The following is a 14,618-nucleotide window of genomic DNA, read 5'->3' as shown; positions in this document are numbered from 1 at the left end:
GCGGCGCCCGCCGTGCACATCGTCGGCCGCCGGCGCTGGAACCGTCGCGGCGCGATGGTGACCGACCGGTACCAGCATCTCGTGCACCACCCGGACGTCGACTCCCTCCTCGACTGGGCGGCCGGACAGGGCCTGACGATCGTCGCGGTGGACAACACCCCCGGATCGGTGCCACTCGAAACCGCACGGCTGCCCCGCGCGTGCCTGCTGCTGTTCGGCCAGGAGGGCCCCGGTGTGACGGCGCGGGCGCGGGAGGTCGCCGCGACGACGGTGTCCATCGCCCAGTTCGGCTCGACCCGCAGCATCAACGCCGGCGTCGCCGCCGGGATCGCGATGCACGCCTGGATCCGGCAGCACGCCGACCTCGACCGCGCCTGGTGAGGAAACGTTCGACGAGGTGCGGCCGATAGGGGAAAGCTGGTAGCGGTAGCGACGGTGAGACGAGGTTGGCGACGACATGTCGGATTTGTGGGCCGAGCGGGCGGATCTCGCGGAGGCTGCAGTCACGTCGCGGCACGTGCGGCGGTTGTGGGCGTTGCCCGGCACCGCGCTCGGAGTCGTCGGATGGCCGGCGGTGCGCCGCGAACGACTCTTCCTCACCTGGCACTACTGGTGGCAGGCGCACCTGATCGATCTCGCGGTCGACGCCGCCGAGCGGGAGGCGACGCCGCGGCGCCGGCGCCGGGTGGTGCGGCTGACGCGCTCGCACCGGATTCGCAACCTTCTCGGCTGGACCAACAACTACTTCGACGACATGGCCTGGCTCGGCCTCGCTCTCGAGCGCGCGCAGCGGCACCTCTACGTCGACCGCCGCGACGCCATCGCCGTCCTCGAGAACGAGCTGTTCGAGGCGTGGGCCCCCGAGCGGGGCGGGGGCATCCCCTGGCGGCGCCGCGACGACTTCTACAACACCCCGGCCAACGGCCCGGCGGGACTGCTGCTCGCCCGCACCGGCAAGCTGCTGCGGGCCCAGGAGATGGCGGACTGGATCCACGAGACGCTGCGTGATCCGGAGACCGGCCTGATCTTCGACGGGATCCGCGGTGGCCGGGTCGAGCGCGCGGTCTACACGTACTGCCAGGGCGTCGTGCTCGGGCTGGAGACCGAGCTGGCGGTGCGGATGGGCGAGCCGCGGCACCGGGAGCGGGTGCACGCCCTCGTCGAGGCCGTGGACACCCAGTTGGCGGACCGTGGGGTGATCACCGGCGGGGGCGGTGGGGACGGGGGACTGTTCAACGGCATCCTCGTCCGGTATCTGGCGATGGTCGCGACGACGCTGCCGGTGGTCGACGTGGAGGACGAACGCGCGCGCCGGCTCGCCGCGCGGATCGTGCTCGCGTCCGCGCAGGCCGCGTGGGCGAACCGCCTGCAGATCGAGGGGCTGCCGTTGTTCGGGCGGGACTGGTCCGTGCAGGCCCGGCTGCCCGGCACGGCACCCGGGATCGCGCGTTTCTCCGGCGGCACGGTGCGCAGCTCGGGCGTGGCGGAGCGGGACCTGTCGGTGCAGCTGAGCGGGTGGATGCTGATGGAATCGGCGTACGCCGTCGCCACCGAGCGGGCGCCGGGACCGAGTTCTGCGCGACCCGACGGCACCCATTTTGAAAACGGTTATCGATAACGGTTATCGTCGACGGCATGACCGCCGCGACCCCACTGCCCGTCACCGTGCTCTCCGGCTTCCTCGGCGCGGGCAAGACCACGCTGCTCAACCACATCCTCGCCAACCGCGACGGTGCCCGCGTCGCGGTCGTCGTCAACGACATGAGCGAGATCAACATCGACGCCGCGCTCGTCGACGGCAGCCTCGACCGCACCACCGAGAAGCTCGTCGAGCTCACCAACGGCTGCATCTGCTGCACGCTCCGCGAGGACCTGATCGAGACGGTCGCGCGGCTCGCCCGGGAGAACCGGTTCGACCACCTCGTGATCGAGTCGACCGGCATCTCCGAGCCGATGCCCGTCGCCGCGACGTTCGACTGGGAGTTCGACGACGGCTTCCGCCTCGGGCAGCTCGCGCGCCTCGACACGATGGTCACCGTCGTCGACGCCACCACGTTCCTCGCCGAGCTCGCGCGCGGCGACCGACTCGACGAGCGCGATCTCGAGGCCGGCGAGGGCGACGAGCGCAGCATCTCCGACCTGCTCGTCGACCAGGTCGAATTCGCCGACGTGCTGCTGCTCAACAAGACGGACCTGGTGAGCGACGCCGTCGCCGGGGCCGTCGAGGCCACCCTGCGCCGGCTCAACCCGACGGCGCGGCTCCTGCGCACCGTCCACGGCGCCGTCCCGATCGGCGAGGTCGTCGGCACCGGACGCTACGACCCGGAGGCGGCGGCACTCGCCCCGGGCTGGGCCGAGGAACTCGCCGGCGGCCACACCCCGGAGACCGAGGAGTACGGCATCCGCAGCGTCGTCTACCGCGCCGATCGCCCCTTCGACCGCGCCCGGCTCGAGGCGGCCGTGGAGAATCTGCACGGGGTGCTGCGCAGCAAGGGCTTCTGCTGGTTCGCCGACGACCCGGACACCGCGGCGGTCTGGTCGCAGGCCGGCCCCGATCTGGTGCTCGAACCGGCCCAGCCGTGGTCCCGGACCGGCGAGACGCCGGGGCAGGAAATCGTCTTCATCGGCGTGCGCCTGGATCCGGACACTCCGCGCCGCATCCTGGACCCCGCCCTCGTTTGAACGCGCATCCCCACCCCTCCCGGACATCGACAGCGGGCTCAGTCGATGGCCTCAGTCGATGGCCTCAGGCGATGGCCTCAGGCGATGGCCGCGGGCGTGCAGGCCGTGTCGACCGGGGCAGCCGGCCGCTCAGTCGGGGTCGACGTCCGCGATCTCCACGTCCACCGCCGGCCGCGCCATCTCGATCCGGTACTGCCGGACGCCGAGCACCGTGCCCACGACGAGGACGGCGGCCATCACGGCGAGGACCGTCGGCAGCAGCCACGAGACCCGCTCGAGGTACTCGCCGAAGTAGAACCCGACGAGCAGCAGCACCGGTGCCCACAGGATCGCGCCGATCGTGGACGCGATCGTGTAGCGGGTGTGGTTCATCCGCGCGGCCCCGGCCACCAGCGGAGACAGCGTCCGCACCCACGGGATCCAGCGGGCGATCAGCACCGCCCAGAACCCGTACCGGTCGAGGAGGACATTGACCTTCCGCAGGTTGGCCGCGTTGAGGTATCGGCCGTTGCGGCGGGCGATGAGGTGGTGACCACGCCGGTGGCCGATCACGTAACCCACCTGGTTCCCGGCGATCGCAGCCACCATCGCCCCGACCGACAGGGCCCACACCTGCGCCGCACCGGAATGGTGGGCGGCCAGCACGACGCCGGCGGTCAGCAGCATGGAGTCCCCGGGCAGGAACAGGCCGAGGATGATGGCGCATTCCACGAACACGAACGTCACGACGACGAGCCACACCAGGGCGGGCCCGGCGGTTTCGAGCGGACCGAAGGTCTCCGCGGCGAGAATCATGGAGGACGCGTTCGCGCGCGTGCTCAGGGCGTGGTGTCGCGACGCGTCGTCGGCACCGGCACCGTGTCGGCAGTGGCGTCGGCCTCGGCGGCAGTGGCGTCGGCCTCGTCGGCAGTGGCGTCGGCCTCGACGACGGCGGCGGCCCTGCGCTTGGCGATCAGGTGCTTGCCGACCTCGAGGATGATCGGGACGACGGAGGCGAACACGATCAGCAGGAAGATGATGTCGATGTTGTCGCGGATGAAGGTGATCTGACCGAGCAGGTAGCCCAGCAGCGTCACGCCGGCGCCCCACAGGATGCCGCCCACGATGTTGTAGGTGAGGAACACCGGGTACTTCATGCGGGACGCGCCCGCGACCACCGGCGCGAAGGTGCGCACGATGGGCACGAACCGGGCGAGGACGATCGTGATCGGACCGTGCCGCTGGAAGAAGTCCTCGGACTGGTCGATGTAGCCCTTGTTGAAGATCTTCGAGTCGTAGCTCCTGAACAGGCGCGTACCGCCCTTGGCACCGATCCAGTAGCCCACCTGGTCGCCCAGGATCGCCGCGATCGGGATCGTCACCATCAGCACCCACAGCGGTGCGAACGGCGGGATCTCCTCGGACTTCGAGGCGGCGATCAGACCGGCGGTGAAGAGCAGCGAGTCGCCCGGCAGCAACGGGAACAGCAGACCCGACTCGATGAACACCACGAGCAGCAGGCCGATGAGCACCCAGGTGCCGAAGGAGTTGAGCAGATTCACCGGGTCCAGGAATCCCGGCAGTAACGCCAGATTCGTCACGGTCTCCGGGACGACGGTCACGGACTCCAGTCCTCCGAGCACACTCACGGCCACCAGAGTACCGGTGGGAGGCCGGTGACCCGAATCATGGCGGGCACCCGACTGTGTCCCCGCGCCGACAGTTGACATACTGCAGGGACAACCCTGGAGCCCTCCCGCACCCCCGGGAAGGCACCCATCGACTCTCATCTGGAGGACAGCCGCCGTGCCAATCGCGACTCCCGAGGTCTATGCCGAGATGATCGCCCGCGCCAAGGACCACTCCTTCGCGTTCCCGGCCATCAACTGCACCTCGTCCGAAACCATCAACGCCGCGATCAAGGGCTTCGCGGACGCCGGCAGCGACGGCATCATCCAGTTCTCGACGGGTGGCGCCGAGTTCGGCTCCGGCCTCGGTGTCAAGGACATGGTGACCGGCGCCGTCGCGCTCGCCGAATTCGCACACGTCATCGCCGCGAAGTACGACGTCACCATCGCGCTGCACACCGACCACTGCCCGAAGGACAAGCTGGACGGGTTCGTGCGCCCGCTGCTCGCCATCTCACAGGAGCGGGTGAAGAACGGCGAGAACCCGCTGTTCCAGTCGCACATGTGGGACGGGTCGGCCATCCCGATCGACGAGAACCTGCAGATCGCCCAGGAACTGCTCGCGCTGTCCAAGGACGCGAACATCATCCTCGAGGTCGAGATCGGCGTCGTCGGCGGTGAAGAGGACGGCGTGGAGAACGCCATCAACGAGAAGCTGTACACCTCGATCGAGGACTTCGAGAAGACGGTCGACGCGCTCGGCGCCGGCGAGAAGGGCAAGTACCTGCTCGCCGCGACGTTCGGCAACGTCCACGGCGTCTACAAGCCGGGCAACGTCAAGCTCAAGCCGTCCGTGCTGGCCGACGGCCAGGCCGCCGCGTCGAAGAAGCTGGGCCTGGCGGCCGGCTCGAAGCCGTTCGACCTGGTCTTCCACGGCGGTTCCGGCTCGCTGAAGTCCGAGATCGACGAGGCGCTCAGCTACGGCGTGGTGAAGATGAACGTCGACACCGACACCCAGTACGCGTTCACCCGTCCGATCGCCGGGCACATGTTCGCCAACTACGACGGTGTGCTGAAGATCGACGGCGAGGTCGGCAACAAGAAGACCTACGATCCGCGCAGCTACCTGAAGAAGGCCGAGGCGTCGATGACCGCTCGGGTCGTCGAGGCCTGCAACGACCTCAAGTCCGCGGGCCGCTCGGTGTCCGCCGGCTGATCGATCCCGCGCAGTCGTCCGACGCGAGCGGTGACGCGGGCCCGGCCCGCGGCACCGCTCGCGTCGTTTCGTTCTGCCTCTACCGTTCGCCCTCTACCGTTCGTCGCGGATCATTCGCCGCAGACCTTCCAGTCCTCCCCCTCGCGGGCCAGGTCGAAGGTGCGCTGGGTGACGTCGGTCGGCGTCCCGGCGGGGTGCGCCGTGACCTGTGCGATGGCCTGGCCGTCGGTGATCTGCACCTTGTCGACGCCGGTGACGACGGGCACGGTGCCCTGGTCGACGGCGGTGCGGTGGATGTCCGCGAACTGCTCGGGCGGTACCGAGGCGTAGAACTCCTGCAGTCCGCCGCACGTCGTGGTGCGCAGCGTCGTCAGGTCGCCGGCGGCGAGCGCACCGACGAAGGTCTCGACGGTGGCGCGGATCCGGGCCTCCGGCGAGTTCGCCGCCCGGTCGTCCAGGTAGACCTTCACGGCCGCGGCCGCCACTGCGGCGACGACGAGCAGTCCCGCGACGAGCGCGGCGATCACCCAGCCTCGCCGGCCCCGCCTGCCGGGTGCGACGGGGTCGATGCGCTGCGGCCCCGGGACCGGCTGGGCGCGCTGGGGTTGGACGCGCTGGGGTTCGGTGCGCCGGGGTTCGATGCGCTGGGGCTCCACCCGCCGGGCCTCGGCACGGTGCGGTTCCGGCCCCGCCGGCGGGACCCGCTGCGGTTCGGCGCGCTGGGGAACGATCCGCTGCGGCGCCTGCTTGGGGGTGTGCGTGGTGACGGCGATGCGGGCGGTGGGCGCGTCGGCGGGGGAGGGGGCCGGTTCGGCGCGCCGCGCGGCCGGGATGGCCACGGTCTCCGCCTCGCTCGCCGAGGCCGGCTCGTTCGCGGCGCGGTCGGCGGGACCCGTGGCCGGTGTGCCGCCTTGCGGGCCTGCGTGCGGTGCCGGGCCCTCGGCGTCGCCGGGCGCTGTGGAGGAACGGGGGTTGTCCGTGGCCGGTGTGCCGCCTTGCGGGCCTGCGTGCGGTGCCGGGCCCTCGGCGTCGCCGGGCGCTGCGGAGGAATCGGGTGCGCCCGTCGCCGGATCGGGGGACGTGGTGGTGTCTTCGTTCTTCGGATCCGGCACGCGATCCCCCTTGCTGAGCGGACGGCTGTTCTCCCGGGCAGCCTAACGACCGTCGTCCCGCGGTGGGCACAATGGTGGCCATGACGTCTTTCGGTGATCTTCTCGGACCCCAACCCACCCTGCTGCCCGGCGACGACGAGGCGGAATCGGCGCTGCTGAACCGCGAGGATCCGGCGAAGGTGGCAGCCGACCACCCCACCGCGTCGATCGCGTGGGCCTACCTGGCCGAAGCCGCCCTCGAGCGCGGCGAGACGATCGCGGCCTACGCCTACGCCCGCACCGGCTACCACCGCGGTCTCGACCAGCTGCGCCGCAACGGCTGGAAGGGCTTCGGTCCCGTGCCGTACGAGCACGAACCCAACCGGGGTTTCCTGCGGTGCGTCGCCACGCTGGCCCGCGCCGCGAAGGAGATCGGCGAGGCCGACGAGCACGCCCGCTGCCTCGACCTGCTCGAGGACTGCGATCCCCGCGCCGCCGAAGCGCTTGGCGTCGATTAGTCCCCGGCTGCCCACCAGGGACGGCGTCCGCCGGCGGCTGCGTGCGTCGGGGCGCCGGCTGCGGTCCTCGGCGCTGCCCATCCTGCAGTGCGCGCTCGCGGCGGGCATCGCCTGGTGGGTGGCGACGGGACCGGTCGGACACGAGCAGCCGTTCTTCGCGCCCATTGCGGCGGTCGTGTCGCTGGGGCTGTCGCTGGGGGCGCGGATGCGCCGGTCGGTCGAACTCGTCTGCGGGGTCACCGTGGGCATCGGCATCGGCGACCTGATCATCTCGTTCATCGGCAGCGGTCCGTGGCAGATCGCACTCGTCGTCGCGATGGCGATGGGCACGGCGGTGGCCCTGAACAGCGGTCCGATCTTCTCCATGCAGGCCGGGAACTCGGCGGTGCTCGTGGCGACCCTGATCCCGCCCGGCGGGTCCGGGGGCGTCGACCGCATGGTCGACGCCCTCGTCGGCGGCCTGGTCGGCATCGCCGTCGTCGCCGTGATTCCCACGCATCCGGTTCGCCGGGCGCGCCGGGAGGCGGCGAACGTGCTGGCCACGGCGGCGGACGTGCTGCGCAAGGTCGAGACCGGCCTGGTCGAGAACAACCCGAAGCCGATCGAGGCGGCCCTGCGCGAGGCCCGGGCCACGCAGTCGGCGATCGACGCGATGCGCACCAACATCTCCGGCGGCAAGGAGATCAGCCGCATCTCGCCGCTGTACTGGAACAGCCGGCCGCGGCTCGAACGGCTCACGGCCGCGGCGGACCCGATCGACAACGCCATGCGCAACACGCGCGTGCTGGCGCGCCGGTCGCTCTCGCTCGTGCGCGACGACGAGATCCTCGATCCGCGGCTGGTGCGGCGCATCGACGAACTGGCCGACGCGGTGGACGTGCTGAGGGCGATGGTCCTCGCCGAGCCGGGGGAGAAGCCGGACCAGGCGGAGGCGGCCCGGGTGCTGCGGAGTGTGGCCCGGGAGATGAAGCCGGACCAGGTGCAGGGTGCGGGTCTGTCGGCCACGGTGGTGTTCGCGCAGATCCGCTCGCTGATCGTGGACCTGCTCCAGGTGGCGGGGCTGAAACGGATCTCGGCGATCGCGACCCTGCCCCCGACCGTGGAGCATCCGGCGTATCCGCCCGAGTCCTGACCCCCACCCCTCCGTTGAACATATGCGTATGTCTGCATATGATGGCCGAAACTTCGGAGGGAGGATCATGGGGGTCGGACACGGTCATTCGCACGGTCACGCCGGAGCCGGTGCGCCCGGCGAGGCGGGGCCGTCGCGGGGGCGGCTGCGGCGGATGGCGATCGCTCTCGCGATCCTGGTGGCGTTCCTGCTCCTCGAAGCCGGCGTCGCCCTGTGGATCGACTCGCTCGCCCTGCTCGCCGACGCCGGCCACATGCTCACCGACGTGGTGGGCATGTCCATGGGGATGGCCGCCCTGATCCTCGCGCGGCGCGGGAGCACCGCCGCCGCCCGCACCTTCGGCTGGCACCGTGCCGAGGTGCTCGCCGCGATGGCGAACGCCGCACTCCTGCTCGTCGTGGCGGTCTGGGTGTTCTACGAAGCGATCCACCGCATCGGCGACGCCCCCGACATCCCCGGCACGGCCCTCGTGCTCACCGCGACGGCCGGTCTGGCCGCCAACCTCGTCGTGATGCTGCTCCTGCGCGCCGATGCCAAGGACAGTCTCGCGGTCCGCGGTGCCTACCTCGAGGTCCTCGCCGACGCGGTCGGAAGCGTCGGCGTCCTCGTCGCCGGCGCCCTGGTCCTGCTGTTCGACTGGACCCTCGCCGACGTCGTCGTCGGCGTCCTCATCTCGCTGTGGGTGGTGCCGCGGGCGGTGCGGCTGGCCGCGGCGTCGCTGCGCATCCTCACCCAGGCGTCGCCCGCGCACCTCGACGTCGACGGGGTCCGCGCCGACCTGTCCACCCTGCCCGGCGTCACCGGCGTCCACGACCTGCACGTGTGGACCCTGACGACCGGGATGGACGTCGCCACGGTGCACCTGATCAGCGACCACGACCCGCAGTGGGTGCTCGAATCGGCCCGCGCCGTCCTCACCTCGCACGGGCTCGAGCACGCCACCGTGCAGGTCGAGACGACCGTCAACGGGCGGCGCTGCGAGGAGAACGTCACCTGGTAACGCGGCTCAGTCCAGCCGCAGCGACCACCGGCCCGACCGTCCGTGCAGCCGGACCCGGGCGAGCGGACGCACGTCGATCCGCCAGAACGACCGCGGTCCCGCGCCCAGTGCGTACCCGGTCGCGGCGCGGATCACCGCGGGGTGGGTCACCGCGACGACCCGTCCCGGCGCCAGCTCGTCGAGCCATCCCGCCACCCGGTCACCCAGCGCCGCGACGGATTCGCCGCCGTGCGGTGCCGCGTGCGGATCGGTCAGCCACTCGTGCAGACCCGCGGCCGGCACCTCGTCCATGGCCAGCCCCGCCCAGTCGCCGTAGTCCAGGTCCCGCAGCGCGGGATCGACACCGGCCGTCGCGCCCAGCGTGGCCGCGGTCTCGGTGGTGCGGCGCTCCGGCGCCACGACGACGCGGTCGGCCACCGGCGCCACCACGCGCCCGAGTTCGCGCCTGCCGCGCTGCGACAGCGGCTCGTCGGCGGGGAACCGGACGGCGCGTTGCGCCTCCGTCGAGGCGTGGGCCAGGAGGGTGAGACGAACCACGGCGTCATCGAACCACACCCCGCGCGTTCGCCTTGACAGGGGAAGGCGGGGGTGCGAATGTTCCTTCGTTACCCGTGCCGAGGTGCAGGCAATCCGGTGCAAGTCCGGAGCGGTCGCGCCACTGTGACCGGACGTGACGTCCGGGAGTCAGAAAACTCCCTCGGTGCAAGAACTTTCGACGGGACGCGTTATCCCAGGAGGATGCTTTGGCTACTGTCCACACCCCCGAGTCCACGATGGGTTCGGCAGCGCTGGCTGCCGCGATCACCGCCGTCGTGCTGCTCGCCTTCGTCACCCTCTACCTGGTCGGGTTCGACCAGGGTGCCGTGTCGCGCACCGGCATGTTCATGCACGAACTGATGCACGACGGCCGGCACCTGCTCGGCCTGCCGTGTCACTGAGCGCGGGGGCCGTGTCACCGCACCCGGATGCCGCCGTCTCGGACAGCGTCCCACTGGCCGGTCCCTACACCCGGATCCTGCTGCGCGGCCTGCTCGCCGGTCTCCTCGCGGGCCTGCTCGCCGGCGCCGTCGCGTTCGTGATCGGCGAGCCGCACATCGAGGCCGCGATCGCGCTCGAGGAATCCGCCGCCGAACACGCCGCCACCGGCGCGCACACCCACACGCACGAGGCCGGATCCGCCGGTCACAGCCACGGCGAGGACGCCCTCGTCGGCCGCACCGGGCAGAAGGCGGGCCTGATCCTCGCCACCACCCTCGGCGGGCTGGCGCTCGGTGCGCTGTACGCCTCGGTGCTGCACTTCGCGCGCCGCCACACCACGCTGTCGGGTCCGGTGCTCGGACTGCTCGGCGCCGGAGCCGGCTGGCTCGCGGTCGCGGCGGTGCCGTTCCTGAAGTACCCGGCCAATCCGCCCGCGGTGGGCGACCCGGACACCATCGACCAGCGCACGCTCCTGTGGGTCGCGACGGTCGTGCTCGGCCTCGTCGCGCTCGCGGTGGCGGTCGCCGTCGCGAAGGCCCTCGCCCGCCAGGAGATGCGCACCGTCCGGCTCGCAGGCCCGGTCCTGGCCTTCCTCGTCGTGGTGGGCCTCGGATATGCGGTGCTGCCGACGATCGACGAGGTCGGTGCCGGATTCCCGGCGACGCTGCTGTGGGACTTCCGCGTTGCGTCCGTGGTCATCCAGACCACATTGTGGTTCGCCCTGGGGGTGGCGTTCGCGTTCCTCACCGAACGCGCCGATCGGCGCGCACCCGTCCGCGTGGCGTAGCCGGCGTGGGACAGGGCCTGCTCGTCGCCGGAACCACCTCCGACGCCGGGAAAACCGTGGTGACCACCGGGATCTGCCGGGCGCTGGCCCGACGCGGGTTGTCGGTCGCGCCGTTCAAGGCGCAGAACATGTCCAACAACTCGATGGTGGCCCTCGACCCGGACACCGGTGAGGGCGTGGAAATCGGCCGCGCGCAGTGGATCCAGGCGGTGGCCGCCCGCGCGACGCCCGAGGCCGCGATGAATCCGGTGCTGCTCAAGCCCGGCAGCGATCGTCGCAGCCACGTCGTCGTGCTCGGCCGCCCCGCGGGGCACCTCGAGGCCGGCGAGTTCGCGGGCGGGCGACGACATCTCGCCGACGCCGCGTTCGCCGCATTCGACGACCTGCGCGCCCGCTTCGACGTCGTGGTCTGCGAGGGCGCCGGCAGCGCCGCCGAGATCAACCTGCGGGCCCACGACTACGTCAACATGGGTCTGGCCCGGCACGGCGACCTGCCGACGGTGCTCGTCGGCGACATCGACCGCGGCGGGGTGTTCGCCGCCATGTACGGCACCCTCGCCCTGCTCGACGCGCCCGACCAGGCCCTCGTCCGCGGATTCGTGATCAACAAGTTCCGCGGCGATGTCGGGCTGTTGCGGCCCGGCCTCGACACGCTCGAAGAGATCACCGGCAGGCCGGTTCTCGGTGTCCTGCCGTGGCAGCGCGACCTGTGGCTGGACTCGGAGGACTCGCTGGCCCTGTCGTCGCGACCCGCCCACGACGGCGCCGGCGCGCTCACCGTCGCGGTGGTGATGCTGCCCCGGATCAGCAACTTCACCGACGTCGACGCCCTGTGCCTCGAGCCGGACGTGCGGGTGCGGTTCGTCGACGACCCCCGCGCCGTCGTCGGTGCCGACGTGGTGATCCTGCCCGGTACGCGCGCCACCCTCGCCGACCTCGCGTGGCTGCGCGGTCGCGGCCTCGACACCGCCGTCGCCGACCACGCCCGTCGTGGGGGCGTGGTGCTCGGCATCTGCGGCGGATTCCAGATGCTCGGCCGGCGGATCGCCGATCCGCACGGCGTCGAAGGCACGCGCGATGCGTGCGTGGACGGGCTCGGATTGCTGGACGTGCACACCCGTTTCGAACCGGAGAAGGTGCTGCGGCTGCCGACCGGGACGGCGCTCGGGGTCCCCGCCTCGGGTTACGAGATCCACCACGGCCGCATCTCCCGCGGCGGCGACGAGGAGTTCCTCGGCGGCGCCCGGGCGGGAACGGTGTTCGGCACCATGTGGCACGGCAGCCTCGAGGCCGACGCCCTGCGCACCGCCTGGCTCCGCGAGGTCGCCGCACTCACCGGCCGCGACGTCGCCACCGGCACCGTCGGCTTCCACGACGCACGCGAGGCCCGCCTCGAGGTGCTCGCCGACATGATCGAGGAGCACCTCGACGTCGACACCCTGCTCGGGATGCTGGGGGACCGGCCCGCGCTGCCCACCCTGACCGGCGGCCTGGCATGACGGTGCTCGTTCTCGGTGGCACCGGAGAGGCCCGGGCGCTCGCCGCTCGTCTGGAGACCGCGGGGGTGGCGTACCTGTCGTCGCTCGCGGGACGGGTACGCAACCCGCGGCTGCCGGTGGGCGAGGTACGGATCGGCGGTTTCGGGGGCGTCGAGGGACTGCAACAGTACCTGCGCGGCAACGGGATCGACCGGGTCGTCGATGCGACGCACCCGTTCGCCGCGCGGATCAGCGGCAACGCCGCGACCGCGTGCGCGGCGGCCGGGGTGCCGCTGCTGCGCCTCGCGCGGCCGGGCTGGACCGGCACCGCCGACTGGACGTGGGTCGACGACCACGACGCCGCGGCCGTGGCAGCGGCCGGGGGCACGAGCGTGTTCCTGAGCACGGGACGTCAGACCCTCGACCGCTTCCTCGGCCCCCTCGCGCGGCACCGTGTCCTCGTGCGGGTGGTCGAACCGTTGGACCTCGACGTGCCGGACTCGTGGACGGTGCTGCTCGCCCGGGGCCCCTACACGCTCGACGGCGAGCGGGCGCTGCTCGCCGGCCACGGCGTCGACGTGCTCGTCACGAAGGACTCCGGCGGGGACCTGACCCGCGCCAAGCTCGACGCCGCGGCCGAACTCGGCGTGCGGGTCGTCGTCGTGCGCCGACCGCCGTCGCCGCCGGGGGTGCCGACGGTGACGACGGTCGCCGACGCCGTCGCCTGGGCCGCCGAGCCGCTCGCGAAATAGACACCCGCGCATCTAATTTCGCGCGCGTACGTCCGCGGGCCGCGCCGATCTGCGGCGTCAGACCTGTGGGCCCTCGGCGCGCAGGTCGTCGACCTTGCGCATCGCCTCGCGGAGCTCGGCGAGCCACTGCTCGCTGTGCGTGCCGACGAGCTTGATGCACCAGGCGAGCGCGTCGGAACGCGACCGGGCGACGCCGGCGTCGACGAGGGTGTCGAGGACCTTGCGCTCGGGCTGGCGCAGCCGGGTCATCACCGGAACGGCCAAGTGGGTGAACAACACCCGGCGATCGCCGAGGGTGACGCCCCAGGCGACCTTCCGGCCGTAGCGGGCCTCGGCCTCGTCGGCGATGCGCATGCGGTCCGGGCGGGTGCTCTCCCGGAAGCGGGCGATGCGCCCGTCGACGGCCGCGGCGCCGGCGTCCTCGGGCGGGGGGAGTTCCCCGACGACGACGATCTCCTCGCGGTCGACCTCGATGGTGGCGGGGCCGGTGAACCAGTCGTCGGGCAGTCGTCCGGAGAACCACTCGGTGGCGTCGCTCGCATCGGGGACGTCGGCCTGCTGCCAGCCGCCGGGGCGTCCGAAGCGGGGTCCGTGCATGTGGGGGGTGTGTCGCATGTCGTCCTCCTCGGGACGAAGGGTGTTTCACTGATTACAGTGTTACACCTCTTACGTGATGCGCGCCACATCCCTGGTCGCGACCGTGAGGACAGTGCACACCGCCAGCGCTCCCACGCCGACCCGCGCGGCGAGCCGCACCGCACGCCCCAGGTCCGCCGGCTGCGGCGGCGGACCGTCACCGAGAGTGCCGCGGTCCTCGACGACACCGTGATAGACGTTCACCCCGCCCAGCGTGACCCCCAGCGCCCCGGCGAACGCGGCCTCCACCGGACCCGCATTCGGGCTCGGGTGCCGGTGGGCGTCCCGGCGCCAGGCCCGCAGCGCCGCACCCGGCCGGCCGCCCAGGCCGACCGCGAGCAGCGCCGACAGCCGCGCCGGAGCCAGATTGAGCACGTCGTCGAACCGGGCCGACGCCCAGCCGAACCGCTCGTGACGGGGCGTGCGGTGGCCCACGCGGGCGTCGAGGGTGTTCGCGGCCCGGTAGCCGAGCAGACCCGCCGGCCCGGCCACCGCACCCCAGAGCAGCGGCGCGACCACCGCATCGGACGTGTTCTCCGCGAGCGACTCGAGCGTGGCGCGGGCGACGCCGGCGGCGTCGAGCTGCGACGGGTCGCGGCCGACGAGGTGGGTGACCTGCCGTCGCGCGGCGGGCAGATCCCCACGGCGCAGCTGGCCGTCGATCGTCGTGGCCTCCCGCGCCAGCGAGCGGCCGCCGAGCACGGTCCACGTCGCGGCCGCCGTCACCGCCGTCCGCAGCAG

17 protein-coding genes and 1 riboswitch are annotated in these 14,618 nt (G+C 72.1%); of the genes, 11 read left to right on the top strand and 6 right to left on the bottom strand.

The features are described 5' to 3' along the window. The 3 genes from OEY_RS0107230 to OEY_RS0107220 form a co-directional block, all read left to right on the top strand. A partial coding sequence (locus OEY_RS0107230; protein ID WP_010593221.1) for a TrmH family RNA methyltransferase occupies positions 1–381 on the top strand: 381 nt, incomplete at its 5' end. Between the two features lie 76 nt (positions 382–457). Further along, on the top strand, positions 458–1,618 hold the full coding sequence (locus OEY_RS0107225; protein ID WP_010593220.1) for a glycoside hydrolase family 76 protein: 1,161 nt from the start codon (positions 458–460) through the stop codon (positions 1,616–1,618). A gap of 17 nt (positions 1,619–1,635) precedes the next feature. Beyond that, positions 1,636–2,682, top strand: a complete 1,047-nt coding sequence (locus OEY_RS0107220; RefSeq protein ID WP_010593219.1) for a GTP-binding protein — start codon at positions 1,636–1,638, stop codon at positions 2,680–2,682. 129 nt (positions 2,683–2,811) lie between these two features. On the opposite strand, the gene OEY_RS0107215 is transcribed toward OEY_RS0107220, so the two are convergent. Together OEY_RS0107215 and OEY_RS0107210 are read right to left on the bottom strand one after the other, a co-directional pair. Continuing rightward, positions 2,812–3,477 (bottom strand): DedA family protein, encoded by a 666-nt coding sequence (locus tag OEY_RS0107215; protein WP_010593218.1) that lies wholly within the window; start codon positions 3,475–3,477, stop codon positions 2,812–2,814. 23 nt (positions 3,478–3,500) lie between these two features. Then, positions 3,501–4,316, bottom strand: a complete 816-nt coding sequence (locus OEY_RS0107210) for a VTT domain-containing protein (RefSeq protein ID WP_010593217.1) — start codon at positions 4,314–4,316, stop codon at positions 3,501–3,503. 151 nt (positions 4,317–4,467) lie between these two features. Here OEY_RS0107210 and fbaA point away from each other — a divergent pair, with 151 nt between their 5' ends. Continuing rightward, positions 4,468–5,505, top strand: a complete 1,038-nt coding sequence (gene fbaA, locus OEY_RS0107205) for a class II fructose-bisphosphate aldolase (protein ID WP_003938365.1) — start codon at positions 4,468–4,470, stop codon at positions 5,503–5,505. A gap of 110 nt (positions 5,506–5,615) precedes the next feature. Here fbaA and OEY_RS0107200 read toward each other — a convergent pair whose 3' ends face one another. Then, the gene (locus tag OEY_RS0107200) at positions 5,616–6,617 is read right to left on the bottom strand and encodes an Rv0361 family membrane protein (RefSeq protein ID WP_010593216.1); all 1,002 of its coding nucleotides are present in this window, start codon (positions 6,615–6,617) and stop codon (positions 5,616–5,618) included. Between the two features lie 80 nt (positions 6,618–6,697). Here OEY_RS0107200 and OEY_RS0107195 point away from each other — a divergent pair, with 80 nt between their 5' ends. The 3 genes from OEY_RS0107195 to OEY_RS0107185 all read left to right on the top strand — a co-directional run bounded on the left by OEY_RS0107195 (position 6,698) and on the right by OEY_RS0107185 (position 9,246). Then, positions 6,698–7,114, top strand: coding sequence for a DUF3151 domain-containing protein (locus OEY_RS0107195; RefSeq protein ID WP_003938363.1), 417 nt, complete (start codon positions 6,698–6,700; stop codon positions 7,112–7,114). Then, positions 7,101–8,246, top strand: coding sequence for an FUSC family protein (locus OEY_RS0107190; protein ID WP_010593215.1), 1,146 nt, complete (start codon positions 7,101–7,103; stop codon positions 8,244–8,246). The genes OEY_RS0107195 and OEY_RS0107190 overlap by 14 nt, the downstream gene beginning before the upstream one ends. Positions 8,247–8,313: 67 nt before the next feature. Next, complete coding sequence (locus OEY_RS0107185; RefSeq protein ID WP_010593214.1) at positions 8,314–9,246, top strand: cation diffusion facilitator family transporter; 933 nt, start codon at positions 8,314–8,316, stop codon at positions 9,244–9,246. 6 nt (positions 9,247–9,252) lie between these two features. Here OEY_RS0107185 and OEY_RS0107180 read toward each other — a convergent pair whose 3' ends face one another. Next, positions 9,253–9,783: a histidine phosphatase family protein gene (locus tag OEY_RS0107180; RefSeq protein WP_029539931.1), complete on the bottom strand. Its 531-nt coding sequence runs from the start codon at positions 9,781–9,783 to the stop codon at positions 9,253–9,255. A 63-nt stretch (positions 9,784–9,846) separates the two neighbouring features. Then, a riboswitch (cobalamin riboswitch) is annotated at positions 9,847–9,960 on the top strand. Positions 9,961–10,019: 59 nt separating this feature from the next. Here OEY_RS0107180 and OEY_RS0107175 point away from each other — a divergent pair. From OEY_RS0107175 to OEY_RS0107160, 4 genes are read left to right on the top strand one after another with little or no spacing between them, the layout of a single operon-like run. After that, positions 10,020–10,184, top strand: a complete 165-nt coding sequence (locus OEY_RS0107175; protein WP_003938359.1) for a CbtB domain-containing protein — start codon at positions 10,020–10,022, stop codon at positions 10,182–10,184. 11 nt (positions 10,185–10,195) lie between these two features. Next, the gene (locus OEY_RS0107170) at positions 10,196–11,011 is read left to right on the top strand and encodes a CbtA family protein (protein WP_010593212.1); all 816 of its coding nucleotides are present in this window, start codon (positions 10,196–10,198) and stop codon (positions 11,009–11,011) included. 5 nt (positions 11,012–11,016) lie between these two features. Next, positions 11,017–12,510, top strand: coding sequence for a cobyric acid synthase (locus OEY_RS0107165; RefSeq protein ID WP_010593211.1), 1,494 nt, complete (start codon positions 11,017–11,019; stop codon positions 12,508–12,510). Then, the gene (locus tag OEY_RS0107160) at positions 12,507–13,241 is read left to right on the top strand and encodes a cobalt-precorrin-6A reductase (RefSeq protein WP_010593210.1); all 735 of its coding nucleotides are present in this window, start codon (positions 12,507–12,509) and stop codon (positions 13,239–13,241) included. Before OEY_RS0107165 ends, OEY_RS0107160 begins: the two co-directional genes overlap by 4 nt. A 57-nt stretch (positions 13,242–13,298) precedes the next feature. Here the strand turns inward: OEY_RS0107160 and OEY_RS0107155 are convergent, their stop codons facing one another. Together OEY_RS0107155 and OEY_RS28110 are read right to left on the bottom strand one after the other, a co-directional pair. Further along, entirely contained in the window at positions 13,299–13,856 is a 558-nt protein-coding gene (locus tag OEY_RS0107155) for a hypothetical protein (RefSeq protein ID WP_010593209.1), read from the bottom strand. A gap of 51 nt (positions 13,857–13,907) precedes the next feature. Beyond that, a partial coding sequence (locus tag OEY_RS28110) for a CobD/CbiB family cobalamin biosynthesis protein (RefSeq protein WP_043804781.1) occupies positions 13,908–14,618 on the bottom strand: 711 nt, incomplete at its 5' end.

It is taken from the genome of Rhodococcus sp. P14, assembly GCF_000256505.1.
GTDB lineage: Bacteria > Actinomycetota > Actinomycetes > Mycobacteriales > Mycobacteriaceae > Rhodococcus > Rhodococcus ruber.
The sequence above is the reverse complement of the archived record's forward strand: the minus strand, read 5'-3'. Positions and strand labels throughout refer to the sequence as shown.

Coding starts and splice junctions, on each gene's coding strand:
- OEY_RS0107220 (WP_010593219.1), top strand. CDS start 1,636: ATGACCGCCGCGACCCCACTGCCCGTCACCGTGCTCTCCGGCTTCCTC.
- OEY_RS0107225 (WP_010593220.1), top strand. CDS start 458: ATGTCGGATTTGTGGGCCGAGCGGGCGGATCTCGCGGAGGCTGCAGTC.
- OEY_RS0107160 (WP_010593210.1), top strand. CDS start 12,507: ATGACGGTGCTCGTTCTCGGTGGCACCGGAGAGGCCCGGGCGCTCGCC.
- OEY_RS0107195 (WP_003938363.1), top strand. CDS start 6,698: ATGACGTCTTTCGGTGATCTTCTCGGACCCCAACCCACCCTGCTGCCC.
- OEY_RS0107215 (WP_010593218.1), bottom strand. CDS start 3,477: ATGATTCTCGCCGCGGAGACCTTCGGTCCGCTCGAAACCGCCGGGCCC.
- OEY_RS0107185 (WP_010593214.1), top strand. CDS start 8,314: ATGGGGGTCGGACACGGTCATTCGCACGGTCACGCCGGAGCCGGTGCG.
- OEY_RS0107175 (WP_003938359.1), top strand. CDS start 10,020: ATGGGTTCGGCAGCGCTGGCTGCCGCGATCACCGCCGTCGTGCTGCTC.
- OEY_RS0107155 (WP_010593209.1), bottom strand. CDS start 13,856: ATGCGACACACCCCCCACATGCACGGACCCCGCTTCGGACGCCCCGGC.